The following is a 20,419-nucleotide window of genomic DNA, read 5'->3' as shown; positions in this document are numbered from 1 at the left end:
CCTTATATAGTGATGTCCGCCTTAGGCCAATCGGAGCAATAGGATGGCGAAAACAAAGATGCCGCCAGATCGCAAACCTTCCGCACAGGAGGGAGATGCGGTTTTTGCCTCTACCGGGCCTGCGGGGCACCGCAAGCGTATGCGCCAAAGGGTGCTGGCCCATGGTGCGGGCGCACTGGCGGATTACGAACTGCTGGAAATGCTGCTGTTCTACGCCGTGCCCCGGCGCGATACAAAACCGTTGGCCAAAAGCCTGATCAACCAGTTTGGGTCTTTTTCCGCCGTGCTCGAATCCGCGTCCGATGTGTTGCACGGTGCGGGCATGCCGCTCGGCGCCTCCGCACTGTGCACGCAATTGCCCCATGTGGCGGCATGTCTGGTCCATGATGGAAGTAGCGGGCGGGCCTATCTGGGCGATTGGGATAGTCTTGTGCAGTATTGCAACACGGCCTTGCAGGCGGAGGAACGCCCGCAAATGCGTATGCTGCTGCTGGACAGCCGCAATACCCTGCTGGTGGACGAACAACTGGCTTGGCCCATGCATGCGCCAGCAGAAGACGTGCGCCATATTTTGCAACGTGCGCTGGAGGTGCAGTCCTGCGCGGTTGTAACCGTGTTTCTGGCCCAACAGGGGCAGGACGTGCAGGCCCTTCTCCAGAGCAGTGCGCCCTTTGTTGCGGCCTTGCGCAAGGCCGCCCCTTTGCTCGCTGTTAGTGTGCATGACCATCTGGTGGTCGGGCCGGAGCTATGGGCCAGCGCACGCCAGATGGCGCCAGATTGGTGAGCCGCCCCCCACCTCGGCCCGGCGTTGCCGATGGCGCGGCTTTTTTTATTGCACCGCAGGACGGGCTGGTCCCGCTCCAGCCCGTGGCAGGGCCGGAGCCGGTGGGGGTGGATGACCAGCACTGCCTTGCGGCCTTACTTGGGGCTGCGGGCATGGCCGGCGCTACTGCCAAAGAGCAGGCGGTTGCCCTTGTGGCGGAATATGGAACCCTGTCCGCTGTTCTGCTGGCGGCAAGCCTGCAGGAGGGGAGTGTACGCCAACAGCCAGAAGCCGTGCGTGTGTTGCTGATTCTCGCGCGGGAGAGTGCTTTTCGCCTGCATCGTGCCCGGTTAATGCGGGGGCGTGTGCTGTGCGAACGTCCGGCTCTGAACGCCTATCTGTTAGCCCTTATGGCGCGGGAAAAAACCGAGCAGATGCGTGTGCTGTTTCTGGACGCGGCAAACCGGCTTGTGGCGGATGAGGTTATGGGCCGTGGCACGGTGGACCACGCCCCGGTTTACCCGCGTGAGATTGTGCGCCGTGCGCTGGCCCTGCGCGCGGGTAGCTTTGTACTGGTGCATAACCACCCCAGCGGAGATGCCACGCCCTCGGCTGAGGATGTGAGCATGACCGGCCAGATCATGGCCGCAGCCCGTATTGTGGGCCTGCATGTGGCGGACCACCTGATTGTGGGCAAGGAGCGGGTCCTGAGCATGAAGGAGGCGGGCTTACTGTAGCCTGCGCCCCCCATTGCTCAGGGTAGTGGGGGTGTTAGTCTGCGTTTATGGGCGGAGGGGCCGCGCATTTGGTGGCCAGGGGGCCAAGGGCTGCCTGTATGCCCCACTCACCCGGCAGAGCGCCGTAGGGGAACAGAATGTTCACATGCCCCATTTTGCGGCCCTCGCGGGCAATTTTTTTGCCGTACAGGTGGGGGATATGGCCCGAATGGGCTAAAATGGCGGGCCATAGGGCCATATCCTCTGGTCCGACCAGATTTTTCATCACCGCGTCCGAATGGCGGATGGCATAGGGCAGGGGCAGGCCCGCAACGGCACGGATGTGCATGTCAAACTGGTCCTGCGCACAGGCATCCATTGTCCAGTGGCCTGAATTATGCGGCCGGGGGGCAACTTCGTTCACCATCAACGACCCATCGCGCACAAGGAACATTTCCACCCCCATAATGCCGACCAGATCAAACTGTTCGGCAATAAGGGCGGCCAGTCGGCCTGCTTCAAGGGCCACATCGTCCGCCACGGGGGCGGGGGCGAGTGTCAGGTCCAGAATGCCGTGCCAATGGTGGTTCAGAACCGTGTCAAAGCACCGGGTTGTGCCATCTGTGCCGCGTGCGACCATAACGCTGAGTTCGCAGGCAAAATCGACCATGCCTTCGGCTACCAGCGGGTGCGGGGCCAGTGCGGCAAACGCTTCGTCCAGCTCCGCTTCGGTGTAAACGCGGCGCTGGCCCTTGCCGTCATACCCGTTGCGGGTGGTCTTGAGAATAAGCGGGAAGCCAAGCTTATTGGCCGCTTCATGCAAGGAGGCATGGTCCGTAACCGCATGCCACGGTGCTAGCGGCACACCGGCGGAGGCCAGAAATGTTTTTTCCGCCAAACGGTCCTGACTGATGCGCAGGATATGGCCAGACGGGCGCACGGGGCAATGCCTGCTCAGCCGGTCCAGCGCATCTGCACTGATGTTCTCAAACTCGAACGTGACAACATCAACAGCCTTGGCAAAGGCATCCAGTGCATCGGGGTCGTCATACGCGCCAAGAGTTATGGCGCTGCAAACCTGTGCCGCAGGGCCGTGCGCATCCTGCGTGAGAATATGGGTTTTATAGCCCAGCCGGGAGGCTGCAACAGCAGACATGCGGCCAAGCTGCCCCCCGCCCACAATGCCAATAACGGCGTTGGGGGCCAGGGCTGCGTGTGTATGGGTCATTCGTTTTCTGTCACGGGTGTATCAGCAACCGATGCGGTCTGTACCGCGCGCCATGCCTCCAGCCGTGCGGCCAGTTCCGGGTTCTGCAAAGCCAGAATGGAGGCCGCCAGCAATGCCGCGTTCTTGGCGCCAGCCGATCCAATGGCCAGTGTGCCAACAGGTACGCCACCGGGCATCTGCACAATGGAGAGCAGGCTGTCCATGCCTTTGAGCGCACGGGATTCCACGGGTACGCCCAGCACGGGCAGGCGGGTCCATGCAGCGCACATGCCCGGCAGGTGTGCCGCACCCCCAGCGCCTGCGATAATAACAGACAACCCTCGCTCCGCCGCCGTGCGGGCATAGTCCGCCAGCCTGTCCGGCGTGCGGTGGGCGGACACAATGCGTGTTTCGTGCGGGATTTCCAGCTCGTTCAGAATAGCATCGGCATGGCGCATGGTTTCCCAGTCGGACTGGCTCCCCATGATTATGCCAACCTTGGGGGCGGTGGCTGCCGCGCCGTTGTCTGCTGCGTGGGAGGTGGTGGTCTGGGGGGCTGTCGTGTTCACAGGGGTAGGGTATCCGGTCTTGCTAATGCTGGTCCTGTTGCAAAGTCAGGCAATATTGTCGGGTATCAGTTGGCTTTCAACCCGTGTTATGCGGTCTTTGAGCAGTAATTTCCGTTTTTTGAGCCGCTGAAGGTACAACTGGTCGATAAAAGTTGTCTCGTTGGTCATGCGGTTGATGACCGTATCCAGATCACGATGCTCGCTTCGCAGTTCAAGAAGTTGCCCCAGTAGTGACTCGCGGTCTTGCATCATGGCGCTGGTTCTCCCTGTGTGCATCTGACTCGTGCATTCAATCGGATTACTCCGTTGTCGCATTTATGGTGCGCTTTACCAACCATGCATTGCGAAGCCAGCTTGCGCAAACCTGAAAAAGTTCCATGTGCACAGCGCATATCGGTATGCGGCGGGATATGAAATTAACATGAAATTTTTGGCCGCCTGTACGCTAGCGTAAAAAAGTCACTAACCGAATGGAGGCAGCCATGGCGCGCCTAGCAAGGATAGAGTCTCTCAAACACCGCCATTCTCATATTGACCAGAAAATTGCTTCCGAAGGGGGCAGGCCCAGACCGGACGAGCGCGTTCTGATGTGCCTGAAGCTGCAAAAGCTCAGGATCAAGGAAGAAATAGAACGGCTGGCGGGCTAAAAAAACGCAACGCGGTTCAGTCTGTCGCATGTGCATACGCGGCAGACTGAACCGGAAAAATTTTATTCAGCAGAAAAATCAAGATCGCCCGCATCCAGCGCAGGCATGGGAATTTCCGCCCCTTCACGCTCAAGCCGGGCATTGGCGTCGGCTACGGCTGCGTTCAGGTCCGTCTGGCTGCATAGGCCAACGGTCACTGGGTCACGCGGTTTGATGTTGGGCGTGTTCCAGTGTTGTTTGTCCCGCACTTTGGCAATGGTGTCCTTAGTGGTGCCCAGCAGTTTAACAATCTGCTGTTCGCTCAACTGCGGGTAGTTGCGCAGCAGGAAGGCAATACCATCGGGGCGGTCATGGCGTTTGGCAACCGGCGTGTAGCGCGCACCCTTGGAGCGGCGGCGTACAGGGTTGTTGGTCGCCAGAATTTTAAGCCGTGCGGTAGGGGTTGCCTCGCAACGGCGGATTTCTTCCAGTGCAAGCTGGTGGTTGGCAACGGGGTCATAGCCCACAATGCCCTGAGCGACTTCCCCATCGGCAATGGCCTGCACTTCCAGCGGGTGCATCCCACAAAAAGCGGCAATCTGTTCAAAGCTGAGCGCGGTCTTTTCGATCAGCCACACAGCGGTTGCTTTTGGCATCAAGGGTAAGGTCGTCATTTGGCTTCTATCCTGTCGTCGGGCGGCGCTCACGCAGGCACCGGTAAAATTGACGGCCTGGAACCTCTTCCGAAGCCTGCGTGCCTGCCGACGCGCATCTATGCCCCCGATATGGAGGGAGCAGCCCGGTCAGGTCAAGCCGCAAAAACACAACAAAAGGGGGTGGAACCACTGTTCCACCCCCTTTTGGACCCGCAAGGCGCACTCAGGCCGCATCCGACACGCGCTGGTTACGGGCCGTATCGGCCGCAACAACGTTGTGGTTCGGGGCAAAGGGCGCGCTGGCGGGGGCATCGGCTGGCATGCTGGTGCTATGGCCCGCACGGACCGGAATGCGCCGTGGTTTAAGGGCTTCGGGCACGATCTGGCGGACACTGATGCGGAGCAGGCCGTTATTCATATCCGCTCCTGTGACCTCAACATGGTCGGCCAGTGCAAAGCGGCGTTCAAAGGCGCGGCGGGCAATGCCGCGGTGCAGCACTTCGCCCTCGTTTTGTGGGGTACTCACCCGACCGGAGACAACAAGTGTGCTGTCTTGGACCAGAAGTTCAATATCCTCGGGGGCAAAGCCTGCCACGGCCATGGTCAGGGCGTAGCTGTCGTTCCCTGTTTTGGCAATGTCGTAGGGGGGGTAGCTTGGTGTGCCCGTGTTGCGGGCTGCGGTGTCCATTACCTGTGCCAGCCGGTCAAAGCCGATGGCGGTACGGAACAGGGGTGCAAAATCATAGGTCATGTGGAACCTCCTCGTTCAGCAAGGTTCTGCCGTGCAGCAGGCCCCATAAGGCGGCCCGTGGCGGCAGGTCTGTCTGGCCGACCCCACATGGGGCATCGGCCATACCCCAAACGTGGAAAGCCCCGCCTCCTTTTTCAAGAGGGCGGGGCCTGAAGCACACAAAGACGCTGAAAAATCAGCCCTTGGAACGGGTGCCGATCCCTGCAAAGCGCTTGTTGAACTTGGCAACCTGGCCCCCGGTGTCCATGATGCGCTGAACGCCGGTCCACGCCGGATGGGACTTGGTGTCAATGTCCAGACGGATGGTGTCACCAGCTTTGCCGTAGCAGGAGCGGGTGGTGTATTCCGTGCCGTCGGTCATGATGACGGTGATTTCGTGGTATTCGGGGTGAATGCCGGGCTTCATGGGACAGGTCTTTCTTTACAGCAGACGAAGGCCCGATACCGACCGGGCCGAATTGCCGTGCATATAACGGTATGCGGCAGCAGGATCAACCGTTGATTGCGCACCTTTTACTCCAAACCGGGGCAGTCCTGCGCCGCGTTGTGGGGTAACGCATTGAATGGTCCGTGGGAATAATGATCTGCCTGCTGGCATACGGGGTAAAGATTTTTGAATATTCCAACAATAAAGCTTGAGAAACAGCCAGTCCGGCGGATACAGATCAGTATCTTTGTATAAAACCTTACAAACAGGATAATTATTCATGGCTGATCTTAAAACTGATCTTAAGGCGCATGTTCGTACACCGGGCTGGGTGGGGGAGTTCCGCGCCTTTATCATGCGTGGCAATGTGGTGGATCTGGCTGTTGGTGTGGTCATTGGCGCCGCGTTTACGGGAATTGTGAACAGTCTGGTCAAGGATGTGTTCAACCCCATTATTGGTCTGCTGGTGGGCGGGATTGATTTTTCCAACCTGTTCGTCACCCTTAAAGGCCCGCATGAAGCAACGTTGGATGCCGCGCAAAAAGCCGGGGCGGTCACCCTGAACCTTGGTCTGTTTGTGAATGCGGTTATCCAGTTCCTGATCGTGGCCATGGCCATTTTCTGGATGGTCAAAGCCCTGACCCGCCTGCATGTGCGTGAGGAAGCCAAGCCCGCAGCCGCACCCGCGCCCACCAAAACGGAAGTGCTGCTAACCGAAATCCGTGACGAACTTGCCGCCCGGAACAATGGGCAGGCAACGCCGCAGGGCTAAAAGACTTTCAGGTATAAAATGGACCCGGACCATGGGCCGGGCCAGTGGCTGTATTTTCGGCTGGCGGAATATGGGGTAGGTTCTTGAACATGAAGCGCCCTGTATTCCGCTTTTTTTGTAAAGCGCCCCCCTTTGCCGCCATGCTTGCCCTTGTAGGCGTGGCAGGCTGCCAGAGCGTGCCGTATGAACTCAGGGTGGAGCAGACCCCCAGCACGCTGCTGTACAGCTACGCCATAGCCAATGGCATGGCGCGCGGGCAGTTGATGAGCGGTGGCTTAACGCTGCCGCAGATTGTTCATATTGTTACGGCGGATCGGGCGGCCCTTGCGGCCATTCTGGCGTTTCGGGATCACCCGGACGGCAATACGCTCAAAGTGGCTGGGCTAAAGGTGGAAAGTTTTCTGGCCACGATTGATGAACCCGCCACTTTTTCGGGCAGCATGATGGTCGTGCCCAATGGCGCACCCGTCCCACTTTCAGGGCATTGAGGCATAAAAAAACGGAGCAGTCAGACTGCTCCGTTTTTTTATTGTGTCCTGATCATGCGCGCTCAGGTGGACGGCGTTGTGGCCTTGCCACTTTTGGCACCCCGCTTCAGGCGGCCTTCTCCCATAAAAAGCAGAAGGGGCGCTGCGATGAAGATGGAGGAAGACGTGCCCACCACAATGCCAAACAGCATGGTCCACGCAAAGCCGGACAATGTGGCGCCTCCCCACAGGGCCAGCGGCAGGGATGCCAGAAAGACCGTGGAGGATGTGCCCAGTGTGCGGTTGAGTGTTTCGTTGATTGAAAGGTTGATCAGGTCAATGAGCGGCATGGTGCGGTATTTACGCAGGTTCTCACGCACACGGTCATAAACCACCACCTTGTCATTGGTGGAGTAACCCAGAATGGTCAGAATGGCGGCCACCATAACCAGATCGAACTCAAAGCCGGTGAGTACGAGAAAGCCCACCGTTTTGGTCAGGTCCAGCACAAGGGTGATCACTGCGCTAAGGGCGAACTCCCATTCAAACCGGAACCAGATGTAACCCAGAATCATGGCAAGGCTGAGTGCCAGCGCCAGCATGCCGTTGCGGAACAGTTCGGCCGAAACCGAGGCTCCCACCGCATCGGCGCGCAGAATGGTCGTGCCGGGCAGGGCCTCGGCCACAGTGTGGCGCACCTTGTCCACAATGGCTTGCGTATCCTGCTCCGAGCCAGCATCCAGCCGGATCAGAACATCGTTCGCTGCGCCAAAGGACTGGAAGGAGGCGTGCTGCACCCCATGCTCGGCCAGAGCCGCGCGGATTTTGGCAAAGTCCGCCGGGCCGGGGGTTTGGGCTTCCACCACAATCCCACCGCGAAAATCCAGCCCCAGTGTCAGGCCGGGGTGGAAGAACAGAACAAGCGATGCAATCGACAGCACGGCCGAGACGATCAGCCCCATGTAGCGACCGCGCATGAAGTTGATGTGCGTATCCTTGCGGACAAAACGCAGAAGAGGACGTCCGAACATAAGTAGCGCCTCGTTTCTTCAAACAGGCAGGCTGGTTGGGCGCGTACGCGCGTACCAGCGGGCCATGAGCATGCGGGAAAGCAGCAGGGTGGTGAACAGAGTGGTCACAATGCCAATGGTAATGGTGAGCGCAAACCCACGGACCGGACCTGTGCCAAAAACAAACAGCATGACGTGGGCCAGCAGGGCCGTGGCGTTACTGTCGATAATGGTGGAGGTGGCTTTTTCAAACCCTGTCTGCATGGCTGCCAGCGGGGTGCGCCCACGGGCAATTTCCTCGCGGATGCGTTCGTTGATCAGGATGTTGGCATCCACCGCCATACCCAGTGTAAGCAGCATGCCCGCCATGCCGGGTAGGGTCAGGGTTGCCTCAAAGAGCGAGAGAATGGCCACCATGAGCACCAGATTGGCCAGCAGGGCCATATCCGCGTACCAGCCAAAGCGGCCATAAAACAGCACCATAAAGACCACGACCATAACAAAGCCAACGGCAAGGCTGATCATGCCTGCGCGAATGGAATCGGCCCCTAGTGATGGACCAATGGACCGCTGCTCGATAACGCTCAGGGGGGCAGGCAGCGCGCCTGCGCGGAGCATCAGGGCAAGGTCGGTGGCCTTCTGCGCGTCAAACCCGCCAGTAATCTGGCCGTTGCCACCGGTTATGGGGCTCATGATCACGGGGGCTTCGATAATCTTGTTATCCAGCACAATGGCGAATCGCTTGCCCACATTGCTTTGCGTGACGGCGGCAAAGGCGTGTGTGCCAATCGAATCGAAAGAGAAGCTGACGGCCCATTTACCGCTTTGCTGGTCAATAACCGCACCGGCGTTGGTCAGGTCCGAGCCGTCCACATCCACATGGTCGAACACGGGCAGGGGGCCACCCTCTGCCGGGTCGGCCATCTGGAGCAGGCTTACGCCTTGCGGCGGGTAGGTGGCGTGCAGCGGGTTGGCGTCTACCAGATGGAAGCTCATTTTGGCCGTGGTGCCCAAAAGAGCCTTAATCCGGTCCGGGTCGCTAATACCGGGGAGTTCCACCACAATGCGGTCATCACCCTGGCGGGTAATTTCGGGGTCCACCGCACCTGTGCCGTCAATGCGGCGGCGCACAATCTCAATGGACTGGGTCACGGCCTCACGCGCACGGACGCGAATGGATTCGGGGGCCAGCACAAGGGCAATGCTGCCGTCCTCACGCTTGCTTACGCTGAATTCGTTCGGCACGGCGCGGGGCAGGGCATTCAGGGCTGCTATGTCCGCATCGGTTTCAGAAGCCGCACGGGGCATGAACGAGATGGTGGCCTTGGCCGCATCCACCGTAATGTTCTGGTAGCCAAGATGCGCGTCAAGCAGCGCATCGCGCGTGTTTTCCGAAAGGGTTTGCAACCTGTCATGGGTCAGGCTTTGCAGATCAACCTGCATGAGCAGGTAGGAACCGCCCCGCAGATCCAGTCCAAGGTGGATCTGTCGCCATGGTATGGAAGGGAGCGGCTTGCGCATGCCGTTGGGCAGGCACAGCAGCAGGCCTAAAAGGCATACGCCCAGTACCGAGGCCAGTTTGAGGCGGCTGTAATACATTCTCACCTGATCGCTTGCAGTTTTGCTGCCCGGAACATGCCGTTCAACCCCAACAGATGCAACCCGTTCGCGCGCTTATGGGTGGCATGCTGTGCTTTTTCGTTCATTTTGCGTGGCGCAGGCGCATCACCCCACCCCAAATGGCGCTGGCATGGCAGGGGCGGCATGGCTGGAGCAGGGGCTTTGTTTGCATTCGGGGGCGAGGCTGCTACCCCTTGAGGGGTCTAAAAAACTGGCCAGATCAGGCAAGGGCGGTACAGATGAGCACAACGCTGCGTGTAGGGGTTATTGGGGCAGGGCATTTTGGGCGGTACCACGCCCTGAAAATACGCGATGTGCCGGGCGAGAGCCTGTCTGGCCTGTTTGACCCCGATCCCGCCCGTGCGCGGCTTGTTGCGCACGAGGCAGGCTGCCCGGTTGTGGCGGATGTGGATACACTGCTCGCCCAGTCCGATGCGGTGGTGGTGGCCGCTCCGGCGGAGTTTCATTTTGACCTTGCCGTACAGGCCCTGCGGGCGGGGCGGCATGTGCTGGTGGAAAAGCCGGTGGCGGCAACGCTGGAACAGGCGGACATGCTGGTCACACTGGCGCGGCAGAGCGGGCTGGTCTGCCAGGTTGGGCACCTGCTGCGCTACTCCGCCGAGCATGAGGCCATAAGCAGGCGCATAACCCGCCCGCTTTATATAGAGGCCACGCGCATAGCCCCCTACAAGCCACGCGGGACGGATGTTTCCGTTATTCTGGACCTTATGATCCATGATCTGGATCTGGTTCTGGCCCTTGTGGACAGCCCGATTGCACAGGTGGATGCGCTGGGGGCGGCGGTCAGCTCCGAGTACGAGGACATAGCCAACGCGCGGGTGCGGTTTGAAAACGGGTGTGTGGCCACCATTACCGCCAGCCGCATTTCGCTCAAGACCGAGCGGCGGATGCGCCTTTTTTCCGAGGAGGGGTATCTGTCGGCTGATTTTGTCAAACGTGAGTTGAGCATGATCGGGCGTGAGCGGGGCCTGCCGCTACCGGGCACAGGCGGCTTCAGGCGGGAGAGCATAAGCTGGAAGGAGCATGATTCGCTGTTTGCGGAGCATCAGGCTTTTGTGGCGTCCTGCGTGCATGGCGCTCCTGTGGTGGTGGATGCCGTGGCCGGGCGGCGTGCTCTGGCGGCGGCTCTGGCTGTGGCGGATGGCATAACCACCACGCGCACCCTTATGGAGCAGTCCGGCCTGATCGGGGGGAGTTGAAAAGACGTGCGCAAGCGACGCGGGAGGAATCCGCTGTTTTTCAAAGCGCAAGCTTAAAATTGGTCATTTTCGTCAAAAAAAAACCTAGATATGGGGGCAAAGTGGGGTAAGAAGCGCGATATATGGTGTGTGCGTCCGCGCCAGTCACACGCCCCCCAATATCGTTCGTAAAAAACCGGAGAGCAAAAGCCATGAGTCTGATCGACGTGCATGAGAATGACGTTCGTCGTTCCCATTCAGGAGCATCAGGCTCGGCTGAGGAACCGGATCTGTTCGGTGCCGAGCAGATGCAGGATATGGTGCAGCTTCCGGGGCACCATCAGGTGCGTGTGGACCGCTCGCGCGATGCGCTGTTGACCCCGTTTGGCAAGGCCACGCTGGATAACCGCTACCTGCTGCCTGATGAGAGTTATCAGGACCTGTTTGGGCGCGTTGCGTCCTATTACGGGGCGGATGCTGCCCACGCGCAGCGTATTTATGACTATATCAGCCGCCACTGGTTCATGCCCGCAACGCCTGTGCTGTCCAACGGCGGCACAACGCGTGGCCTGCCCATTTCGTGCTTTCTGAATGAAGCGAACGACAGCCTTAAAGGCATTGTCGATCTGTGGAACGAGAATGTGTGGCTGGCCAGCAAGGGTGGGGGCATTGGCTCCTACTGGGGGAACCTGCGCTCCATTGGCGAGAACGTGGGCCGTAATGGCAAAACCTCGGGCGTTATCCCCTTTATCCGTGTGATGGACAGCTTAACGCTTGCAATCTCCCAGGGGTCGTTGCGCCGTGGGTCGGCCGCGGTCTACCTGCCGGTCTGGCACCCCGAGATTGAAGAGTTCATAGAAATCCGTCGCCCCACGGGGGGGGACCCCAACCGTAAGGCGCTTAACCTGCACCACGGTATTCTGGTCTCCGACGCGTTCATGCGCGCTGTGGAGACCGATGCCGAATGGGCGCTGCTCTCACCCAAGGATAACTCGGTTATCCGCAAAATTTCGGCGCGTGGGTTGTGGATTCGTATTCTCACCGCGCGTATGGAGCAGGGCGAGCCATATATTGTTTACTCCGACCATGTGAACAATGCGCGCCCGGAGCACCACAAGCTTGCCGGATTGGAGGTCAAGACCTCCAACCTGTGTTCCGAAATTACGCTGCCAACGGGCATAGACCACCACGGCAAGGCGCGTACTGCGGTCTGCTGCCTGTCTTCCCTCAACCTTGAAACATGGGATGAGTGGTCGGATAATCCTCAGTTCATCGAGGATGTCATGCTCTTCCTCGATAACGTGTTGCAGGACTTTATCGACCGCGCACCAGAGGACATGGAGCGGGCCAAATACGCCGCCATGCGTGAACGCTCCGTAGGTCTGGGGGTTATGGGGTTCCACTCCTTCCTGCAGGCCAAAAATGTTCCGTTCGAGAGCGTGATCGCCAAGGTCTGGAACCGCAAGATCTTCAAGCATATCCGCGAGCAGGCCGATGCCGCCTCCCGCCATCTGGCGGACCTGCGCGGCGCCTGCCCCGATGCCGAGGAATATGGCATTAAGGAACGCTTTTCCAACAAGATGGCCATTGCGCCCACGGCGTCCATTTCCATCATTGCAGGCAATGCAAGTCCGGGGATCGAGCCGATCGCGGCCAACGTGTTCTTGCAAAAAACCCTTTCCGGCTCCTTTACGGTACGGAACCGGCACCTGCTCAAGCTGCTGGTGGAAAAAGGGCAGGACACGCCAGAGGTGTGGTCCTCCATTACCACCAGCAAAGGCAGCGTGCAGCATCTGGACTTTTTGACCCAGCAGGAAAAGGACGTGTTCAAAACCGCGTTCGAACTGGACCAGCGCTGGGTGGTGGAGCATGCGGCCGACCGGCAGCCATTTATTTGTCAGGCGCAGTCGGTCAACCTGTTCCTGCCTGCGGATGTGCATAAGCGCGACCTGCACCAGATTCATTTTCAGGCATGGAAAAAGGGGCTGAAATCTCTTTATTACTGCCGCAGCCTGTCCATCCAGCGGGCGGATACGGTGAGCAACGTACTCGCCAAGTCCGAGGTGCTGGGGGCGGGGGTGGCCGAGCAGGCCGCCGCAGACCATGCCGCAGGTGGCAATAATTATGACGAGTGTCTGGCCTGCCAGTAAGGGCTGACGGGTCAGTATCTGTTTTTTATCACAGTCGTGTGGCGGTTTCCTTGGGTGGTGCCGCCTGATGGAGGCACAATGAGCGAGCACAAAACCGGCCAGCAGCCGCAGGAACAGCGTTTTGACCTGCTGACAGCCAACCCGGTGTACAAGCCGTTTCGGTACCCGTGGGCGTATGATGCATGGTTGACGCAGCAGCGCGTGCACTGGCTCCCCGAGGAAGTGCCGCTGGCTGATGACGTAAAAGACTGGCACCGTGTGCTCAACGAGAGCGAACGCCACCTTGTGACCCAGATTTTCCGCTTCTTCACCCAGTCGGATGTGGAAGTGAACAACTGCTACATGAAGCACTACAGCCGGGTGTTCAAACCGACTGAAGTGCTGATGATGCTTTCGGCCTTTTCCAACATTGAAACCATTCATATTGCGGCATACAGCTACCTGCTGGACACGCTGGGTATGCCGGAGGAAGAATATTCCGCGTTCCTTAAGTATAAGGAAATGAAGGATAAATACGATTACATGCAGTCCTTTAACGTGGACAGTAAGCATGAAATTGCAAAGACGCTGGCAGCGTTCGGGGCATTTACGGAGGGGCTACAGCTTTTTGCCTCCTTCGCCATCCTGCTCAACTTCCCGCGCTTTAACAAGCTCAAGGGCATGGGGCAGATCGTGTCCTGGTCGGTGCGGGACGAAACCCTGCACTGCCTGTCCATTATCCGCCTGTTCCGCGTGTTCATTCAGGAAAACCCGCATATCTGGACAGATAAGCTGCGGCAGGAACTGACCGACATCTGCAAAACCATTGTCGAGCACGAAGAGGCCTTTATTGACCTTGCGTTCGAAATGGGACCGGTGGAAGGGCTGGATGCGGCACAGGTTAAAACCTACATCCACTTTATTGCCGACCGCCGCCTGACCCAGCTTGGGCTGGACCCGGTGTACAACACGACTACCAACCCGCTGCCTTGGCTGGATGATATGCTGAACGCGGTTGAACACGCCAACTTCTTTGAAAACCGTTCAACCGAATACAGCCGCGCCTCCACCATGGGCACATGGGAAGAAGCGTTTGAAAGTTCGGTTTTCTCGTAATATCCGGCCGAAGGGGCGGGCCTAAAGGCCGGGCAGGGCTGTGCCGTTTTCCAGCACGTCGCGCGCCTGTGGGGTAAAGGCTCCGTCTGCTTCATGCAGGATCAGGCCAGACAGAATGCGGGCAGGGCTTTTGACCCCAAGTCTGGCCTGCACCAGCAGAATGCGCGCTTCGCGGTCTGCTTTGGGCCAGAAGGGGTACAGGGTTACACCCCCAAAGCCGTGGGCGACCAGTTCGGCCACGGCTCTGTCGGTCAGGGCGGAGGGGAGTGCCAGTGTCAGGCTGCCTTTGTGGCGCAGGATAGCGGCGGCCCCCTTAACCCATAGGGGGAGGGTCTGCATGCCCATCCGGCGGGCAAGGTCCCGGCGGGGTTCGGGGGAGGCTGTGCCAGTTGTGGCGTGCCACGGTGGGTTGGTCATGCAATGGTCAAAGCGCAGGTCCTCAGGCACACCTTCGGGGAAAGATGTTGCAAGAACAGAAACCTGCTCCTTTTTGTTGGCACGCAGGTTTGCGCGGGCAAGTTCTGCGGTTTCGGAGTCTTTCTCAATGCCTGTTCCGTGCAGGTCGGGTACGCGGTGCATCAGGCATAACAGCCCTGCACCGGCGCCGCAGCCGATTTCGAGCACATGCTGGCCCTGGCGCGCGGGCACGGCTGCGGCCATAAGAATGGGCTCAAGCCCTGTGCGGTAGCCTTGCTGAAACTGGCTGTAAGCGATACGTCCACGCAAAAGAGTGCCATGCGAGGTCGTGGGAAGGTGGCTTGATGGTGCTTGTTGCATCACTGTGATCTGGCTGGCTTGAATTTGTTGGTGCTTGACCGTTTTTCAGGTGCCTCGCATATAAGAGAACGTCAACTCATCCCATGGCTGGGGGAATAGCATTTGGGTGTTGCAGTCAGTCTGTCGGAAACGGACAGCGCCGCGAGCCAGGATGGATCTGGAGTTTCTGTGAGTAAACCAGGGGAAGCTGGCCTTAAGGCGCTGGCTGATTATCTCGCTGCGGATATGCAGGCATGTAATCAGGTCATTGTGGACCGCATGCAGAGTTCCGTAGCGCTTATTCCGCAGTTAGCTGCGCATCTTGTGGCCGCTGGCGGCAAGAGGCTGCGGCCATTGCTGACACTCGCCTCCGCGCGGTTGTGTGGCTACAACAATCAGGACGGGCGCATGAGGCATGTAGAAATTGCCGCCTGCGTTGAGTTCATTCATACAGCCACACTGCTGCATGATGATGTTGTGGATGACAGCCAGCTAAGGCGTGGTCTGGCGAGTGCTAACGCAATTTTTGGCAACAAGGCCTCTGTGCTGGTGGGGGACTTCCTGTTTGCCCGCTCGTTCCAGATTCTTACGGCTGATGCCTCGCTTGATGTTATGGCGATTCTCTCTGCTGCATCTGCCACACTGGCCGAAGGCGAGGTCATGCAGATGACCACGCAGAATGATCTGACCACCTCGGTTGAGCAGTATCTTCAGGTTATTTATGGCAAAACGGCGGCGCTGTTTGCCGCAGCCTGCGAATCTGGCGCTGTTATTGGGGATGTCACCCCAGCCGAACGTGAAGCCCTGCGGGTTTACGGTGCTAATCTGGGCATGGCGTTCCAGCTTGTGGATGATGCGCTGGATTATTCAGCCGATCAGGCCGTGCTGGGTAAAGAAGTCGGGGACGACTTTAAGGAAGGCAAGGTCACTCTGCCCGTGCTGGCGGCCTATGAGGCTGGCAGCGAGGAGGACCGCGTATTCTGGCGTCGTGTGATTGAGGAATGCGAGCAGCAGCCAGAAGATCTGGATACAGCACTGGCCCTTATTGCCCAGACCAACGCGATTGGCATTACCCTTGCCAGGGCGGAAGACTACGCGACTCTGGCCCGTCAGGCGTTGCAGGGCTTCCCTGACAACGATCTTAAGGCCCTGTTGCTGGAAACCGCCAGTTACTCCGCCAGTCGCGCTAGCTAGGCTAGAGGCCATTTTGGCAAGAGACTGGTAAACCCATGCCAGCTTATTTTAAGTGCCAAAGTGGCCCCTTTATCAGCAGGAAGACCTTGCTACAGCTTAGGCCGTGCAGGTCCGTTGCTGGCTTATCTGTTCTTGCCACAGATTGATTTTATCAAAACCAAAAGTAGGCAGATGGGCGGTCAGAGCCTTGGCGTCCGCAGGGTTTGCCGTAAACCATGCCTGTTCTGGCATCGTGGCGGTGTTGGGCGCGGGCTGTAGGGTTTGCAAGATTGTACAGGTCTGACGGGCGACCGCATCGGCTGGGTCCAGCCACGTCATACTGGGCGGGGTCAGCCTGCGGAGCTGGTCGAGCATGAATGTGTAATGCGTGCACCCTAGACCGATCGCATCCAGCCGGCTGGAATCGGGGTGGCTGAACAGCCCTTCAATATCTTTATAAATCAGGTCATCGGGTACGGAGTGACCCCGAAAAACCTGTTCGGCATAGCTTGCCAGATGAGGAGCCGCATGGGCGATCAGGGTGCAATCTGGCGCATAGAGCGCGTGTAGGCGGGACAGGTAAGGCCGCCGGATTGTTGCACGCGTGGCCAGCAGGCCGATAACGCCAGTTCTGGTCTGGCGTGCTGCCCAACGAATGGGGGGCACACAGCCCACAAACGGAATACCGGGGCAGGCGAGACGCAAGGCATCCAGAGCCAGAGTGCTGGCCGTGTTGCAGGCAATAACAACAGCTTGTGGCTGCAAGCGGGCAATAGCCGCGCAGACAAGGGAGATGATGCGCCGCGTAAGGACGGCATCATCCTGCTCGCCGTAAGGAAAAACGGCAGTATCTGCCAGATAGTCAACCCCGATATGGGGCGAGAGTGCCCGAATGGCCCGCACAATACCCAGTCCACCAATGCCTGAGTCGAACGCCAGAACACGGTAGGGACCACTGAGTGCGGGGCCAGTCGTCTGCACGGTGTTATTTGTCCTTGCGAGCCTTGAATTCGGCGGCTTCTTCCAAGCTGCCAACACCACCACGGCGGGCGGACCAGCCACAGGGGTCTTCCAGAAAGCGCCGGACTTCAGATGCCGCTTCTTCGGAGAAGTAAGGGCGGCTGGCGCAGGCTTCAAGCACATCCCACCACGTGCACAGGGAGTGCAGGGCAACGTTCATGTCTGTCAGGGTCTGTTGCGCACCGGGGAACACGCCGTAGTAGAACACAACAAAGGCGTGGTTCACAATTGCGCCCGCATTGCGCAGAGCATTGGCGAACTGCACCTTGGATGCACCATCCGTTGTCAGGTCTTCCACCAGCAGGGTCCGCATGTTTTCGGGCACATCGCCTTCAATCTGGGCGTTGCGGCCAAAACCTTTGGGCTTTTTGCGCACATAGGCCATGGGCAGCAGCATGCGGTCGGCCATCCATGCGGCAAACGGAATGCCTGCTGTCTCGCCCCCTACAATGGCTTCCAGACTTTCGTAGCCAACGTGGCGACCAATTTTTTCAACACCCAGTTCCACAATTTTTGCGCGTGCGCGGGGGAAGAAAATAATGCGGCGGCAGTCAATATAAACAGGAGACTTCCAGCCCGATGTCAGGGTGTAGGGTTCTTCGGGGCGGAAATTGACTGCCTTGATTTCAAGCAGCAGGCGTGCGGTGGTGAGGGCGGCATCACGATCCCATTCGCTGGACTCTCCGGTGGGAGAGGCAATGCCTGCTGGCGACATCATGGCAGATTCCTTGAAGTTATGGTGGTTAAAGTTGGATTGGCATACCGCTAGCCGGGCCGAAAATCCATGCCTCATCTGCCTGTATATGTGATTTGCGGCCTGCTTTTGGTAGGAAAAAGCAGGATTTGGGTGCAACGTAGAAAAACGGCGGACATACGCAGGTTGTGATTTTATGTGTAAAGTAAATTACAACTTAATCCTTGCGTTGGCGCAAGATGTGGCGTTTAATTGCGCAAGTTAAGATCGATTATCAATTAAGGGTCAATGTCGTGGCTATGGAAGCAAGTCGGATCGCACGGAAATGCGAGCGGGCCGTCATCACGGCTTACACAGAACTGCGCGAGGTGGGGACAACAGACGTGACCGCGTTTAATGCCTGTACCACCCTGTATCGTATTCACCACCCTGAATCGTCTTTGAGTGAAGCGCGTATGCTGGTCTCCGAATGGATTGATCACCACATGGTACGCAAAGCAGATGGTCCCACTGCCGGGTGCAATTGCGCCTGACACCGCCCAAGCCGTACTAACGAGCTAGGTTGGGACTATAAAAAAAATTGTGGCGGATGCTCATGGCAAAATGAGCATCCGCTTTTTTTTGTGAGTCATAACGGCGCTGTGCGTCTGTAGTTTTGGCAGGCCACAAAAAAAAGCTGGCCCACATTGCTGCGGACCAGCTTTTGACCAACCAGAGATGGGTTGGGGTATTTAGCGCTTGTTCAGGGGCACAAAGTCCCGTTCCTTAGCACCCAGATACAACTGGCGGGGGCGGCTGATCCGCTGGCCGGGTTCTTCAATCATTTCTTTCCACTGGCTAACCCAGCCGGTCGTCCGGGCAACGGCAAACAGCACAGTGAACATGCTGGTTGGAATACCCATGGCCTTGAGGATAATGCCGGAATAGAAATCCACATTCGGGTAGAGCTTACGCTGCACAAAGTAATCATCACTCAGTGCAATGTTTTCCAGCTCCACAGCCAGATCAAGCAGCGGATCATCCTTAATGCCCAGTTCTTTCAGAACTTCGTGGCAGGTCTGCTGCATAATTTTGGCGCGTGGGTCAAAGTTTTTGTAAACACGGTGTCCAAAGCCCATGAGCTTGACGCCACTGTTCTTGTCTTTGACCTGAGCGATAAAGGCGGGAATGTTCTCTTTTTTGCCAATATTGGCCAGCATTTTCAGCACGGCTTCGTTGGCGCCGCCATGGGCAGGTCCCCACAGGGCGGCAATGCCAGCGGCAATACAGGCAAAGGGATTGGCCCCAGTGGACCCTGCCAGACGCACGGTGGAGGTGGAGGCATTCTGCTCATGATCCGCATGCAGGATCAGAATCCGGTTCATGGCGCGGGCCAGAACAGGGTTGACCTTGTAGGGTTCGGACATGCGCGCGAACATCATGGACAAAAAGTTTTCCGCGTAGTTCAGGTCATTGCGCGGATAAATAAAGGCGTCACCCTGTGTGTATTTGTAAGCCCATGCTGCAATGGTCGGGATTTTGGCGATCAGGCGCATGGCCGCGAGTTCGCGGTTTTCGGGAATGGCGATGTCGCATGCATCGGGGTAGAAGGCCGAAAGCGCGCCAACCGTGCCACACAGAATGGCCATGGGGTGGGCATCGCGCCGGAAACCATTGAAGAAGTTGCGGATCTGCTCGTGCAGCAGGGTGTGGTTTGTCAGCGTGGAAGAAAAGGCATCGTACTGCGTTTTGTTGGGCAGTTCGCCATTGAGCAGGAGGTAGATCACCTCTTCGTACGAAGCATTTTCCGCCAGCTGGGCAATGGGGTATCCACGGTGCAGCAGAACGCCTTTATCGCCATCAATAAAGGTGATCTTGCTGTTGCAGGAGGCCGTCTCGCCGTAACCGGGGTCAAACGTGAACACGCCCAGTTCGGAGGGCAGTTTACGAATATCAATAACATCCGGCCCAAGGTTGCCAGAAAGTACGGGCATCTCGGCGGTTTTGCCACCGATCGAAATGGTAGCGGTGGACTGCTTACCCTCGTTCTGCGACACGCTCATGGTGTTTCCTTTTGCATAGTGGGGTCACGGTCGCGACTGCGGCCTGCTGTTTGAGTGTTGTCTCCCATTCAGGAGCAAACAAAAAGGTTCATCCCGATAAACCGCGCGTTATCACGCGCCTCAGTCGGCAGGAAACTGGGGTTTTTTCTCTCAGGGTCGCGTGAATGTGTGCAAAACAAGGCTCATGCTGCCGCAGTTTGCCCAAGAGCTTTGGTCTGGAACAAGGTCGCTCCCCACCATCTTGAAGACAGCCAGTGAGGCCGGTGCGAATCCCTGATCAAGCATTTCGTTCCTGTTATCCAGCCAGCGTGCAAACTCGGAAATTCCCGGATTATGCCCGATCAGCAGAACTGTGCGCGCCTGTGGTGGCACCTGCCAGAGCGCCATGGCCAGAGCGCCCGGTTCGGCCTCGTATATTTCGGGGCACAAAAACACATTGTCTATGGAAGGAGGGTGAAGAACGTTCTGCACCCCTGCAAGGGTCTGCTGTGTTCTTACGGCCGGGCTGCATAGGGCTGTATCGGGTATCAGCCTGTTTTCACGTAACCAGATCCCACACCGCATGGCGGCCCGCTCTCCATCATGCGTGAGAGGGCGCGCCATATCTGACTCGGCAGAAAAGCTGCCGAGTTCGGCGGGGGTGGCTTCTGCATGGCGGAGGAGAATCAGGCGGCGGGGGGAGGGAGAAGCAGGCATAAGATCACAT

Annotated in this window: 24 protein-coding genes; 10 read left to right on the top strand and 14 right to left on the bottom strand. The window is 58.2% G+C overall.

The window, feature by feature from the left end; all coding sequences use genetic code 11:
- Nucleotides 1-43: 43 nt before the first annotated feature.
- Nucleotides 44-784: a JAB domain-containing protein gene (locus tag AABE20_RS01555; RefSeq protein WP_338331516.1), complete on the top strand. Its 741-nt coding sequence runs from the start codon at nucleotides 44-46 to the stop codon at nucleotides 782-784.
- Nucleotides 781-1,500, top strand: a complete 720-nt coding sequence (locus AABE20_RS01550) for a JAB domain-containing protein (protein ID WP_338331515.1) — start codon at nucleotides 781-783, stop codon at nucleotides 1,498-1,500. Before AABE20_RS01555 ends, AABE20_RS01550 begins: the two co-directional genes overlap by 4 nt.
- A gap of 34 nt (nucleotides 1,501-1,534) precedes the next feature.
- Here the strand turns inward: AABE20_RS01550 and AABE20_RS01545 are convergent, their stop codons facing one another.
- The 3 genes from AABE20_RS01545 to AABE20_RS01535 are packed head-to-tail and all read right to left on the bottom strand — an operon-like array spanning nucleotide 1,535 to nucleotide 3,507.
- Nucleotides 1,535-2,707 carry a 5-(carboxyamino)imidazole ribonucleotide synthase gene (locus tag AABE20_RS01545; RefSeq protein WP_338331514.1) on the bottom strand — a complete coding sequence of 391 codons (1,173 nt, stop codon included), beginning with the start codon at nucleotides 2,705-2,707 and terminating at the stop codon, nucleotides 1,535-1,537.
- Nucleotides 2,704-3,255, bottom strand: a complete 552-nt coding sequence (gene purE, locus AABE20_RS01540; RefSeq protein WP_338331513.1) for a 5-(carboxyamino)imidazole ribonucleotide mutase — start codon at nucleotides 3,253-3,255, stop codon at nucleotides 2,704-2,706. The genes AABE20_RS01545 and purE overlap by 4 nt, the downstream gene beginning before the upstream one ends.
- 45 nt (nucleotides 3,256-3,300) lie before the next feature.
- The gene (locus tag AABE20_RS01535) at nucleotides 3,301-3,507 is read right to left on the bottom strand and encodes a YdcH family protein (protein WP_025824960.1); all 207 of its coding nucleotides are present in this window, start codon (nucleotides 3,505-3,507) and stop codon (nucleotides 3,301-3,303) included.
- 230 nt (nucleotides 3,508-3,737) lie between these two features.
- On the opposite strand from AABE20_RS01535, the gene AABE20_RS01530 reads away from it, so the two are divergent.
- Nucleotides 3,738-3,902, top strand: a complete 165-nt coding sequence (locus AABE20_RS01530) for a YdcH family protein (RefSeq protein WP_086646044.1) — start codon at nucleotides 3,738-3,740, stop codon at nucleotides 3,900-3,902.
- 62 nt (nucleotides 3,903-3,964) lie between these two features.
- On the opposite strand, the gene AABE20_RS01525 is transcribed toward AABE20_RS01530, so the two are convergent.
- The 4 genes from AABE20_RS01525 to AABE20_RS01510 all read right to left on the bottom strand — a co-directional run bounded on the left by AABE20_RS01525 (nucleotide 3,965) and on the right by AABE20_RS01510 (nucleotide 5,997).
- Entirely contained in the window at nucleotides 3,965-4,555 is a 591-nt protein-coding gene (locus AABE20_RS01525; protein WP_338331512.1) for a DUF1013 domain-containing protein, read from the bottom strand.
- Between the two features lie 205 nt (nucleotides 4,556-4,760).
- Nucleotides 4,761-5,288, bottom strand: coding sequence for an Hsp20 family protein (locus AABE20_RS01520; RefSeq protein ID WP_338331511.1), 528 nt, complete (start codon nucleotides 5,286-5,288; stop codon nucleotides 4,761-4,763).
- Nucleotides 5,289-5,463: 175 nt separating this feature from the next.
- Nucleotides 5,464-5,694: a 50S ribosomal protein L31 gene (gene rpmE / locus AABE20_RS01515; RefSeq protein WP_338331510.1), complete on the bottom strand. Its 231-nt coding sequence runs from the start codon at nucleotides 5,692-5,694 to the stop codon at nucleotides 5,464-5,466.
- 15 nt (nucleotides 5,695-5,709) lie between these two features.
- Entirely contained in the window at nucleotides 5,710-5,997 is a 288-nt protein-coding gene (locus AABE20_RS01510) for a hypothetical protein (RefSeq protein ID WP_338331509.1), read from the bottom strand.
- Between AABE20_RS01510 and mscL the strand changes: the two genes are divergently transcribed.
- Together mscL and AABE20_RS01500 are read left to right on the top strand one after the other, a co-directional pair.
- Nucleotides 5,996-6,487 carry a large-conductance mechanosensitive channel protein MscL gene (gene mscL, locus AABE20_RS01505; RefSeq protein WP_338331508.1) on the top strand — a complete coding sequence of 164 codons (492 nt, stop codon included), beginning with the start codon at nucleotides 5,996-5,998 and terminating at the stop codon, nucleotides 6,485-6,487. The genes AABE20_RS01510 and mscL overlap by 2 nt on opposite strands.
- A gap of 89 nt (nucleotides 6,488-6,576) precedes the next feature.
- A complete protein-coding gene (locus AABE20_RS01500) occupies nucleotides 6,577-6,975 on the top strand; it encodes a hypothetical protein (RefSeq protein WP_338331507.1) in 399 nt (132 codons plus the stop codon).
- Between the two features lie 62 nt (nucleotides 6,976-7,037).
- Here AABE20_RS01500 and secF read toward each other — a convergent pair whose 3' ends face one another.
- Both secF and secD read right to left on the bottom strand, forming a co-directional pair.
- On the bottom strand, nucleotides 7,038-7,985 hold the full coding sequence (secF, locus tag AABE20_RS01495) for a protein translocase subunit SecF (RefSeq protein ID WP_338331506.1): 948 nt from the start codon (nucleotides 7,983-7,985) through the stop codon (nucleotides 7,038-7,040).
- A gap of 18 nt (nucleotides 7,986-8,003) precedes the next feature.
- Nucleotides 8,004-9,569, bottom strand: a complete 1,566-nt coding sequence (gene secD, locus AABE20_RS01490) for a protein translocase subunit SecD (RefSeq protein ID WP_338331505.1) — start codon at nucleotides 9,567-9,569, stop codon at nucleotides 8,004-8,006.
- Nucleotides 9,570-9,823: 254 nt separating this feature from the next.
- Between secD and AABE20_RS01485 the strand changes: the two genes are divergently transcribed.
- The 3 genes from AABE20_RS01485 (at nucleotide 9,824) to AABE20_RS01475 (ending at nucleotide 14,028) form a co-directional block, all read left to right on the top strand.
- Entirely contained in the window at nucleotides 9,824-10,804 is a 981-nt protein-coding gene (locus AABE20_RS01485; protein ID WP_338331504.1) for a Gfo/Idh/MocA family protein, read from the top strand.
- A 191-nt stretch (nucleotides 10,805-10,995) separates the two neighbouring features.
- Nucleotides 10,996-12,933, top strand: coding sequence for a ribonucleoside-diphosphate reductase subunit alpha (locus AABE20_RS01480; RefSeq protein ID WP_338331503.1), 1,938 nt, complete (start codon nucleotides 10,996-10,998; stop codon nucleotides 12,931-12,933).
- 78 nt (nucleotides 12,934-13,011) lie between these two features.
- Nucleotides 13,012-14,028 carry a ribonucleotide-diphosphate reductase subunit beta gene (locus tag AABE20_RS01475; protein ID WP_338331502.1) on the top strand — a complete coding sequence of 339 codons (1,017 nt, stop codon included), beginning with the start codon at nucleotides 13,012-13,014 and terminating at the stop codon, nucleotides 14,026-14,028.
- A gap of 21 nt (nucleotides 14,029-14,049) precedes the next feature.
- On the opposite strand, the gene AABE20_RS01470 is transcribed toward AABE20_RS01475, so the two are convergent.
- The gene (locus AABE20_RS01470) at nucleotides 14,050-14,805 is read right to left on the bottom strand and encodes a tRNA1(Val) (adenine(37)-N6)-methyltransferase (protein WP_338331501.1); all 756 of its coding nucleotides are present in this window, start codon (nucleotides 14,803-14,805) and stop codon (nucleotides 14,050-14,052) included.
- 102 nt (nucleotides 14,806-14,907) lie between these two features.
- Between AABE20_RS01470 and AABE20_RS01465 the strand changes: the two genes are divergently transcribed.
- Nucleotides 14,908-15,978, top strand: a complete 1,071-nt coding sequence (locus AABE20_RS01465; protein ID WP_338331500.1) for a polyprenyl synthetase family protein — start codon at nucleotides 14,908-14,910, stop codon at nucleotides 15,976-15,978.
- Between the two features lie 96 nt (nucleotides 15,979-16,074).
- On the opposite strand, the gene AABE20_RS01460 is transcribed toward AABE20_RS01465, so the two are convergent.
- Nucleotides 16,075-16,938 carry a glutamate racemase gene (locus AABE20_RS01460; protein ID WP_338331499.1) on the bottom strand — a complete coding sequence of 288 codons (864 nt, stop codon included), beginning with the start codon at nucleotides 16,936-16,938 and terminating at the stop codon, nucleotides 16,075-16,077.
- Nucleotides 16,939-16,942: 4 nt separating this feature from the next.
- A complete protein-coding gene (locus AABE20_RS01455; RefSeq protein ID WP_165990527.1) occupies nucleotides 16,943-17,695 on the bottom strand; it encodes an orotate phosphoribosyltransferase in 753 nt (250 codons plus the stop codon).
- A 269-nt stretch (nucleotides 17,696-17,964) separates the two neighbouring features.
- Here AABE20_RS01455 and AABE20_RS01450 point away from each other — a divergent pair, with 269 nt between their 5' ends.
- A complete protein-coding gene (locus AABE20_RS01450) occupies nucleotides 17,965-18,204 on the top strand; it encodes a hypothetical protein (protein WP_338331498.1) in 240 nt (79 codons plus the stop codon).
- 198 nt (nucleotides 18,205-18,402) lie between these two features.
- Here the strand turns inward: AABE20_RS01450 and gltA are convergent, their stop codons facing one another.
- Both gltA and AABE20_RS01440 read right to left on the bottom strand, forming a co-directional pair.
- Nucleotides 18,403-19,713, bottom strand: a complete 1,311-nt coding sequence (gene gltA / locus AABE20_RS01445; protein WP_338331497.1) for a citrate synthase — start codon at nucleotides 19,711-19,713, stop codon at nucleotides 18,403-18,405.
- 150 nt (nucleotides 19,714-19,863) lie between these two features.
- Nucleotides 19,864-20,409, bottom strand: a complete 546-nt coding sequence (locus AABE20_RS01440) for a SixA phosphatase family protein (protein WP_338331496.1) — start codon at nucleotides 20,407-20,409, stop codon at nucleotides 19,864-19,866.
- Between the last annotated feature and the right edge of the window lie 10 nt (nucleotides 20,410-20,419).

The sequence above is a fragment of the Acetobacter zythi genome (genome assembly GCF_963921165.1).
Taxonomy (GTDB): Bacteria; Pseudomonadota; Alphaproteobacteria; order Acetobacterales; family Acetobacteraceae; genus Acetobacter.
Note: the sequence above shows the minus strand (reverse complement) of the source record. Positions and strands in the feature narration are given on the sequence as shown.